This is a genomic window from Arthrobacter sp. Y3221087 (assembly GCF_059089905.1).
The window spans coordinates 312,804-321,510 of sequence record NZ_JBNHFE010000004.1 but is presented as its reverse complement, the minus strand read 5'-3'; the positions used below and the strand labels follow the sequence as shown (position 1 = coordinate 321,510).

At 68.1% G+C, this 8,707-nt stretch carries 8 protein-coding genes and 1 riboswitch; of the genes, 6 read left to right on the top strand and 2 right to left on the bottom strand.

Annotation, left to right across the window (positions count from 1 at the left end):
* Positions 1 to 1,762, bottom strand: a 1,762-nt coding sequence (locus tag AC5RUO_RS15090; protein ID WP_494103941.1) for an aminomethyl-transferring glycine dehydrogenase, incomplete at its 3' end; no start/stop codon positions are given.
* Positions 1,763 to 1,922: 160 nt separating this feature from the next.
* A riboswitch (glycine riboswitch) is annotated at positions 1,923 to 2,023 on the bottom strand.
* Between the two features lie 206 nt (positions 2,024 to 2,229).
* Between AC5RUO_RS15090 and AC5RUO_RS15085 the strand changes: the two genes are divergently transcribed.
* Positions 2,230 to 3,039 carry a hypothetical protein gene (locus tag AC5RUO_RS15085; RefSeq protein WP_494010979.1) on the top strand — a complete coding sequence of 270 codons (810 nt, stop codon included), beginning with the start codon at positions 2,230 to 2,232 and terminating at the stop codon, positions 3,037 to 3,039.
* Positions 3,023 to 3,772 (top strand): LamB/YcsF family protein, encoded by a 750-nt coding sequence (locus AC5RUO_RS15080; RefSeq protein ID WP_494010978.1) that lies wholly within the window; start codon positions 3,023 to 3,025, stop codon positions 3,770 to 3,772. The genes AC5RUO_RS15085 and AC5RUO_RS15080 overlap by 17 nt, the downstream gene beginning before the upstream one ends.
* Before the next feature lie 27 nt (positions 3,773 to 3,799).
* On the opposite strand, the gene AC5RUO_RS15075 is transcribed toward AC5RUO_RS15080, so the two are convergent.
* Positions 3,800 to 5,146, bottom strand: a complete 1,347-nt coding sequence (locus AC5RUO_RS15075) for a DUF445 domain-containing protein (RefSeq protein ID WP_494010977.1) — start codon at positions 5,144 to 5,146, stop codon at positions 3,800 to 3,802.
* A 49-nt stretch (positions 5,147 to 5,195) separates the two neighbouring features.
* On the opposite strand from AC5RUO_RS15075, the gene AC5RUO_RS15070 reads away from it, so the two are divergent.
* The 4 genes from AC5RUO_RS15070 to AC5RUO_RS15055 are packed head-to-tail and all read left to right on the top strand — an operon-like array spanning position 5,196 to position 8,604.
* Positions 5,196 to 6,095: a glycerophosphodiester phosphodiesterase gene (locus AC5RUO_RS15070; protein WP_494010976.1), complete on the top strand. Its 900-nt coding sequence runs from the start codon at positions 5,196 to 5,198 to the stop codon at positions 6,093 to 6,095.
* A 6-nt stretch (positions 6,096 to 6,101) separates the two neighbouring features.
* On the top strand, positions 6,102 to 7,454 hold the full coding sequence (locus tag AC5RUO_RS15065; protein WP_494103940.1) for a CoA transferase: 1,353 nt from the start codon (positions 6,102 to 6,104) through the stop codon (positions 7,452 to 7,454).
* A 59-nt stretch (positions 7,455 to 7,513) separates the two neighbouring features.
* Positions 7,514 to 8,296, top strand: a complete 783-nt coding sequence (locus AC5RUO_RS15060; protein WP_494103939.1) for an AzlC family ABC transporter permease — start codon at positions 7,514 to 7,516, stop codon at positions 8,294 to 8,296.
* On the top strand, positions 8,293 to 8,604 hold the full coding sequence (locus AC5RUO_RS15055) for an AzlD domain-containing protein (RefSeq protein WP_494010973.1): 312 nt from the start codon (positions 8,293 to 8,295) through the stop codon (positions 8,602 to 8,604). Before AC5RUO_RS15060 ends, AC5RUO_RS15055 begins: the two co-directional genes overlap by 4 nt.
* The last annotated feature ends 103 nt before the right edge of the window (positions 8,605 to 8,707 follow it).

The window sequence follows — 8,707 nt, the reverse complement described above, 5'->3', positions numbered from 1 at the left end:
GGATCAGGCAGACATTGCGCTGGCCCTCGCCGCGGGAACGGTGGTAGCCGCGGATCGCGAGCAGGCCGGCGAGCTCGCCCTGGGACCCGGCGTTGGGTTGGATGGACACCTGGTCATAGCCGGTGATCTCGGCCAGGTCCGCTTCCAGTCCTGCGATCAGTTCACGCCAGCCCTCAGTCTGGGAATCCGGGGCGAACGGGTGGATTGAGGCGAACTCCGGCCAGGAAATGGCCTCCATCTCGGCCGTGGCGTTCAGTTTCATGGTGCACGAGCCCAACGGAATCATGGTCCGGTCCAGCGCCAGGTCACGGTCAGAGAGCTTGCGGATGTAGCGCAGCAGCTGGGTTTCGGACCGGTGGGTGTTGAACACCGGGTGCTGCAGGAAGTCCGAGGTGCGGAGCACGGTTGCGGGCAGTTCGAACCCCTTCGCGTCCCCGACGGGACCGGCGCCAAAGGCGACGGCAACGGCGGAAAGGGTTGCCGCCGTCGTCGTCTCATCAATGGAGACACCCACGGTGTCCTCGTCGATGAGGCGCAGGTTGATGCCGCGTGCCTCGGCGGCGGTGAGGACCTTGCGGGCCTTGCCCGGCACGCGGACGGTGAGGGTGTCAAAGAACGAATCGGTGACCAGCTCCCGGCCCACGGCGCCAAGCGCAGTGGCGAGGATCCGCGCGTTGTGGTTGACCCGCTCCGCGATGGCCTTCAGCCCGTCCGGTCCGTGGTAGACGGCGTAGAAGGAGGAGACGATGGCCAGCAGCGCCTGGGCGGTGCAGATGTTGGACGTGGCCTTCTCGCGGCGGATGTGCTGCTCGCGGGTCTGCAGGGCAAGGCGGTAGGCGGGGGCACCGGCGTCGTCCTTGGAGACGCCGACGATGCGGCCGGGAAGCGTGCGCTCCATCCCGGTCCGGACCGCCATGTAGGCAGCGTGCGGGCCGCCAAAGAACAACGGGACACCAAAACGCTGGGTGGAGCCAACGGCGATATCCGCGCCCTGCTCGCCGGGAGGGGTGATCAGGGTCAGGGCGAGCAGGTCGGCAGCGACGGTGACAAGCGCACCGCGTTCCTTGGCCGCTGTGATAACCGCGGACTGGTCCCACACCCGGCCGGACACGCCGGGCTGCTGGAGGACGATGCCGTTGATGGCGCCGTCGGGAAGCCCCTTGGAGAGATCCGCGACCTCCACGTCGAAGCCCAGCGCCTCGGCCCGCCCCTGCACGATGGCGATGGTCTGCGGTAGGCAATCGGAATCCAGGACCGTCTTGGCGTCCTTGTTCTTGTTGGCCCGGCGCATCAGCAGGACGGCCTCGGCCACGGCCGTAGCTTCATCCAGAAGGGACGCGTTCGCCACCGGAAGGGCGGTCAGGTCCTGGACCATGGTCTGGAAGTTCAGCAGGGCTTCAAGCCGGCCCTGCGAAATCTCAGGCTGGTACGGGGTGTAAGCCGTGTACCAGGCCGGGGACTCCAGGATGTTGCGGCGGATCACCGGCGGCGTCACGGTGTCGTAATAGCCCTGGCCGATCATCTGGACCGCGGTCTTGTTCCTGGCCGCAAGCCTGCGCAGTTCGGCGAGGACCTCCACCTCGCTGAGGGCGTCCTCAAGCCGGAGCGCGTGCTCCTGGCGGATGGATCCCGGAACGGCAACGTCCACGAGCCCGTCCACGCTGTCGTAGCCGATGGCCTTGAGCATGGTGTCGACGTCGGCCTGGCGGCGCACGCCGATATGGCGGTCGGCGAAGGCCGATGGGTTGGATTGAATCGTCATGAGGAACTCCAGGTCTGGCCGGCCACGGATGGCACGGCATGGATGGGTTCCTCCCCGCTCTGTATTGGACCTGAGAGATTCCGAGGACACCTGCTCATGGCAGGGCACTCTTGCACCGTCGGTGAGTCCGGCAGGAAGCCGGGCTGCTTTCCAGAGTCGCCTCGCTGTGACGGTACATGGGCCTGAGAGATTCCTGGGGAGGATTTGCTCCTACGGCGCCTGTCCGGTGGTTGTCCGGGAGAGCTCTCCCGTCACAGCTCGAAAGGCTTATTCAAATATGGGTGATTCGGCTCACAAGGTACACGGCCTTGCCTGCCCGTGGCAAATCGGGACGCGGCCGCACGGTTGCAGTGGCGGCCCTGGCAGCCTGGCCACAGTACAGAAGTTAAGCATGCTTAGTGTTTATCCACTTAGGATGGAGGAGCACGGCAGCCTTCCCGCTGCAGGTCGATTTGAATGAGGTGACCATGGCCAGGCGCAGCAATCCCGCAGTACGAATCGCACAGGAAACCGCCCACAACGCGGTGTTCGATGCTGAGGGAAACCCCAAGCCCGGTGTCCACAACATGCTGCTGAAGGCGGTGGAAATCCAGCGTCCGTTCGTGGTGGCCTATGTCCGGCGGCTGCAGAAGAAGCATCCGCGTGCCACCGCCGCCCAGCTGGCGGACATACTGGAGCGTGACTACCTGCGTGCGGTCACGGGCGGCGGGGCGGTGGTGGGTGCCACCGCCGCGGTGCCCGGCGTGGGTACGGTGGCGTCGCTGGGACTTTCGGCGGCAGCCACTGTCGGATTCCTGGAAGCGACAGCCCTGTATGCCACTTCACTGGCCGAACTCCATGGCATCCGGCTGACCAACCCGGAGAAGGCCAGCACCATGGTCATGGCCATCATGCTGGGCGAGGAGGGGACGTCCCTCCTCGGGGCGCTCAGCGGGCAGGTTGCGGGCAAAGGCGCGAACGCCACCCAGGCCTGGGGCAGCATGCTGTCCAAGTCGATGCCGATGCCGGGGTTCAGCAGCATCCGGAGCCGGATCCAGAAGGCCTTCCTCAAGAACCTGCTCAAACGCCAGGGCACGGCGCTGTTTGGAAGGGCCCTGCCCTTCGGGATCGGGGCGGTGGTGGGCGGAGCGGGTAACCTCATGATGGGCCGCGCCGTGGTGTCGAACGCCAAGGAAGCGTTCGGCCCCATGCCGGACACCATCCCCGGGGAGCTGACGGCCGCCGCAGCTCCCGACAAGCAGACGCTGGAAGGCAACACCTTTGGATCTCAACGCTGACCTCGGCGAATCATTCGGCTCCTGGAAGATGGGGGACGACGCCGCGATGTTCCAGCTGGTGACCAGCGCCAACGTTGCCTGCGGGTTCCACGCCGGCGACCCCATCACCATGCTGGACAGCTGCCGGGCAGCCTACGAGCTCGACGTCACCGTCGGTGCGCACGTGGGGTACCGGGACCTGGCAGGCTTCGGCCGGCGCTCGCTGGATGCCAGTTTCGATGAGCTGTTCGGCGATGTGCTGTACCAGCTGGGAGCGCTCGACGGCGTCGCGCACGCCGTGGGTGCCTCCGTGGACTACGTGAAGCCCCACGGGGCGCTGTACAACCGGCTGATGCATGATGCCGGACAGGCCGAGGCCGTGGTGGCGGCCGTCAACGCCTACGACCCCGGACTGCCCATCCTGGGGCTGCCGGGCTCGGAGCTGCTGAAGCAGGCACAGGAGGCCGGCCACCCGGTGTTCGTCGAAGCCTTCGCGGACCGCGCCTACCAGGCCGACGGAACTTTGCTCCCCCGCTCGCAGGATGGCGCCGTCCTGCACGACGTCGATGCGGTGGTGGAGCGGGCGGTCCGGCTGGCCACCAAGGGCGAAGTGGTGGCCGTTGACGGCACCGTGGTTCAGGTCCGGCCCGATTCGCTGTGCATCCACGGCGATACTCCGGGCGCCGTGGAGATGGCCGCGGGAGTGCGGGCAGGCCTGGTTGCTGCCGGGGTTGAGCTGGAGTCCTTCGCCTAAACGTCCGCCCCTGGCCGGCAGCGGCGCTCAGCCAAAGACCAGGTGGGCCACCGTGAAGATCGCCAGCCCGGCCAGCGACCCCACCACGGTGCCGTTGATTCGGATGAACTGCAGGTCCTTGCCCACCTGGAGCTCGATTTTCTGTGACGTCTCCTCGGCGTCCCAGCGCGCCACAGTATCCGTGATGACCCCGGCAATGTCCGAGCGGTAGGTGCGCACCAGATACCCGGCGGCGTCGCCGATCCAGGCGTTGACCTTGCCGGCGAGTTCGGGATCGCTGACCAGGCGGGAACCGAAGTCCCGGACTGCGGCCTTGAACTTGATGGTCAGGTCGCTGTCGGGATCGTCCACGGCACCCAGCAGGGCGTTCTTCACCGTTCCCCAGGTCCGGGAGGCCAGTTCGCGGACCTCAGGGTCCCCCAGGACCTGGGCCTTGATGTCCTCAGCTCGGGCGATCATCGCAGGATCGTGCTGCAGGTCCTGGGCGAGGTCGTTCAAGTACTTGTCGATCGACTGCCGGACCTGGTGGTTCGGGTCCGCCTGCACTGCCCGGACAAATTTGAGGAATTCTATGTACACCTTGTCTCCCACGAGCCCGTCCACGAACTGCGGAACCCAGGTGGGGGAGCGGTCGGAGACCAGCCGGCTCACCGTCTGGTGATTCTCGCTCACCCAGTCAGCTGCCCGGTCCACCAGCAGGTCAACGAGCTTGTGGTGGTGCCCGTCGTGGAAAATCCGCTCCGCCATCTTGCCCACGGGAGGTCCCCACGGCGGAGTGAGCAGATGCTTGCGCACCATTCCCTCGATGACCGCCTGGACGTCGTCGTCGTTCAGGACCTTGAACGCGCCGCGGATGAGCGCCGCGCCTTCCTTGGCCACACGTTCGGCGCCGGCAGGCGTGGCGAGCCATTCGCCGGCCCGGCGGGCGATGTTGACGCTGGCAAGCTTCTCATGGACCACCTGTTCGGACAGGAAGTTGGTTTCCACAAACTCGCCCAGCGAGGCGCCGATCTGGTCCTTCCGCCGCGGAATGATCGCGGTGTGCGGGATCTTGATGCCCATCGGGTACTTGAACAGCGCCGTCACGGCGAACCAGTCGGCCAGGGCGCCCACCATGCCGCCCTCTGCGGCCGCCCGCACATACTGCAGCCACGGGTATTCCTCCTGCAGCGCGAAGGCGACGACAAAAACCACGGCCATGGCGATCAGCAGGCCCAGGGCCACAAGCTTCATTTTCCGCAGCGCTGCCGCCTTTTCGGCATCACCGGCACCAAGCCGGCGGCCGACGGCGGCGGCCGCGTGGGCGTGGTCCGGCACCGGGCGAGCGGGCTGGGGCGGGGCTTCCTGGGTAGTTGGCTCAGAGTTCACCTGCATATGCCAAGCCTAGCCCCGCAGTGGCGGCGCGGTCGGCTACCGTGTCTGCATGAGGTTTGAGGAGCCACTGCCGCAGAGGCCGCTGGTCTTTGCCCACCGCGGCGCGAGCGCCGCCTTCGCCGAACATACCCGGGCCGCCTACCTGCAGGCACTGGCGGACGGGGCGGACGGCGTGGAGTGCGATGTCCACCTCACCCGCGACCAGCATGTTGTCCTGCTGCATGACGCCAACCTTGACCGCACCTCGGACGGCACGGGGCCGGTGGCCGAGCGGACACTGCGCGAACTGCGGCACCTCGATTTCTCGTCGTGGAAGGGCGTACGGATCCCGGAGGCGTACGGCGCCCGGTCGGCACAGTTCCTGACCCTGCCCGAACTGCTGGACATTCTTCGGGGAGCCGGGCGGCCGGTCAGGCTCGCCATCGAACTGAAGCATCCCAGCCCCTACCAGCTGAAGCTTGAGGACAGGGTCCTGGAGCTGCTGCGCCGGGAGGGCTGGGATCCCGCCGGCTCCACCGTGGACAACGTGGCGGTGACTTTCATGAGCTTCAGCCCGGACTCGGTCCGGCACCTGCTCCGGTCCGTCCCGGCGCAATACGTCTGCCAACTGGTGGACGACATCAGTATCCACGAAATCCGCGGCGGGCTTGGCCTGGGCCCGATCACCGGCGGAGCCATTGCCAACTTGATGAAAGCCACGCAGCTGGAAGGCGAGCGGATCCTGGACGGCCGCCTGGCAGGGCTGGCGGGGCCGGGCATCGATTACGTCCGCGGGCATCCGGCTACCATCCAGCGCTGGCTCGGCTCCGGCCGGCGGTTCCGCGTGTGGACGGTGGACTCCCCGGAAGATGTGGCCCTCTGCCAGGAACTCGGGATCCACGAAATCACCACCAATGTGCCCGCCCGGGTCCTGAGCCAGCTCCAGATGGCTTCGCCGCAGGGACGGTAGGCGGCCGTGGGCGAACAGCCGGACGACGTCGGTCCCCGCCGCTGGTGGGCCGGGCCGCTGGACGTGGAGGGCCTCGCCCTGGGCGCCGTCTCCGCCGCAGCGGCAGCCTTGACCCAGTACACCGGTGGACGCCGAAGGTTCTCCACCACGCCGGCCCTGACCGCCGCCGCCTTCGATTCGTCGGGGCATCTGCGGATCGCCGGGCGGAAGCTGCAGGGGTTTGCCCCGTTGTCCGGGTTCCGGCGGACGAAGGACGGCTGGATCCGGCTGCACGCCAACTACCCGCACCACGAGCAGCGCCTGCTGCAGGCCCTTGGCGCACGCTCGCCTGCCGGGGTGGACGCCGCGCTCCGGACCATGGCTTCCCTTGAGGCGGAGGCGGCAATCCAGGCAGCGGGCGGGATTGCCGCTGCCGTCCGGACGCGCAGCGCGTGGCTGGCCTCCCCGATGGGAGAGGCTGCCGGTTCCGGTCCGTGGATTTCCCTGACTTCCTCCGACGGCGAAACCACAGGGATGGGCCTGGCCGGGATGCCGGGGCCGGAAGCGGTTCCGGCCGGTCCTCCACCCGCTGGCGCAGGCACCGGGGCAGGCCCGCTGGCCGGCGTCCGCGTCCTGGACCTCACCAGGGTCATCGCCGGTCCCGTTGCCACCCGGCTCCTTGCTGCGCTCGGCGCGGACGTCCTGAGGATCGACCCGCCCCGGCTGCCCGAACTGTCCGACCAGTTCGTGGACACCGGCTTCGACAAACGCAGTGCGGAGGCGGACCTCGGCCGCCCCGAAAACCAAAGCCGGCTGCGGGACCTCATTGCAGCTGCCGACGTGGTGGTCACCGGCTACCGGAAGGGGTCGCTGGACCGGTTCGGGCTGGATGCCGGTGCCCTGCTGGAGGCCCGCCCCGGGCTGGCCGTGGTCACGCTGAACAGCTGGGGTGCAACAGGACCGTGGAGCAGCCTGCGGGGCTTCGACAGCATCGTGCAGGCGGCCGCGGGGATTGCAGACCTCTACGGCCAGGAGACGGACGACGGCGGCTGGCACCCGGGTGCCCTGCCCGTCCAGGCGCTGGACCACGCCACCGGGTACGGAGCGGCAGCCGCAGCAGTCACGCTCCTTGCCGGCCGCCGTCGTACCGACCTGGGTGGAACCGCCCGGCTGTCGCTGGCGAGGACCGCGGGGGAACTGTTCTCCCTCGCCGGAACACACGAAGCAGCAGCAGGACTCGCGCCGCCGCACTACCGGACCATGGACAGCTCCTTCGGGGAGCTCCGGTACGTCCCGCCTCCGCTGCTGCTGGACGGGCTGCCGCTCGACTACCGCAATCCGCCACCGCCCTACGGCAGCTCCGGGCTGGCCTGGGCCTGACCCGCCAGCGGCTCCAGACCGGTTTCAGACGCCCGTCCTCCTTGTGATTGAGTTGGACCATGCTTCTCCTGGGATCACCGGCCGTCCGGGTGGGTATCTCCATCAGCATCGCCACCGGGCTGTACGGGGTGTCCTTCGGGGCGCTGTCCGTCACCTCCGGGCTCAATTTCTGGCAGACCATGGCCCTCAGCCTCCTGCTCTTCAGCGGCGGCTCCCAGTTCGCGTTCATCGGCGTGGTGGGAGGCGGCGGCTCCGGCATCGCGGCGATGAGCGCGGCAACGCTGCTGGGCGTGCGCAACGGCATCTACGGGATGCAGCTGAACGCGCTGCTCAGGCCCACCGGTTGGCGGAAATACGTGGGCGCCCAGCTGACCATCGACGAATCGACGGCCACCAGCACAGGACAAACCGATCCGGAAGAGCAGCGCCGCGGATTCTGGGCAGCCGGCATCGGGATCTACGTGCTGTGGAACCTGTTCACCGCCGTGGGCGCCCTTGCCGGCGCGGCGCTCGGGGACCCCGGGCAATGGGGCCTTGACGGCGCCGCGGTGGCCGCCTTCCTGGCCTTGCTCTGGCCGAGGCTCAAAGGGCGCGAACCCGTGGCCATTGCTGTGGTGTGCGCCGTGGCCACGGTCATCGCCGTTCCGTTCGTGCCCGCGGGCGTGCCCATCCTGGTGGCCGCCGTCGTAGCGGCAGCCATCGGCTGGTTCAGCCACGGGCGCAGTGACGAGGGCCTCGAACCCGACGTGGATCCTTACCGGGAGCGCCACCGGCAGGATGGGGGCCACGGAGGAAAGCACGACGGCGACCACCATGGGACTTCTCCGGGAGCAGGCGCATGAGCCTCTGGTTCTGGCTGCTGGTGGCCTGTGCCCTGGCCTACGCCTGGAAACTGGTGGGCTACCTGGTGCCGGCCCGCTTCCTGGAGGATCCGCGAATGTCGCGCATAGCAGGAACCATGACCATCGGGCTGCTCGCCTCCCTTACCATCGTGAATGCCGTGGCATCGGGCCAGTCGCTGGCCGCCGACGCACGGCTCGGCGCCCTGGCCGCTGCGGCCGTGGCCCTGGCACTGCGTGCCCCTTTCCTGGTGGTGGTTCTCGCCGGAGCGGGAACGGCGGCACTGCTGAGGTTGCTGGGCTGGAGTTGACCATCCGCCGCGGAACCGCGCCAGGGTGATGTGGGTCACTTCCGATGACAGTCCCCGGCTGTACTATGGGAGCGGCTATGCAGTCGGCCACGGAATATCCTGT

Coding starts and splice junctions, on each gene's coding strand:
- AC5RUO_RS15085 (WP_494010979.1), top strand. CDS start 2,230: ATGGCCAGGCGCAGCAATCCCGCAGTACGAATCGCACAGGAAACCGCC.
- AC5RUO_RS15075 (WP_494010977.1), bottom strand. CDS start 5,146: ATGCAGGTGAACTCTGAGCCAACTACCCAGGAAGCCCCGCCCCAGCCC.
- AC5RUO_RS15070 (WP_494010976.1), top strand. CDS start 5,196: ATGAGGTTTGAGGAGCCACTGCCGCAGAGGCCGCTGGTCTTTGCCCAC.
- AC5RUO_RS15060 (WP_494103939.1), top strand. CDS start 7,514: ATGCTTCTCCTGGGATCACCGGCCGTCCGGGTGGGTATCTCCATCAGC.
- AC5RUO_RS15055 (WP_494010973.1), top strand. CDS start 8,293: ATGAGCCTCTGGTTCTGGCTGCTGGTGGCCTGTGCCCTGGCCTACGCC.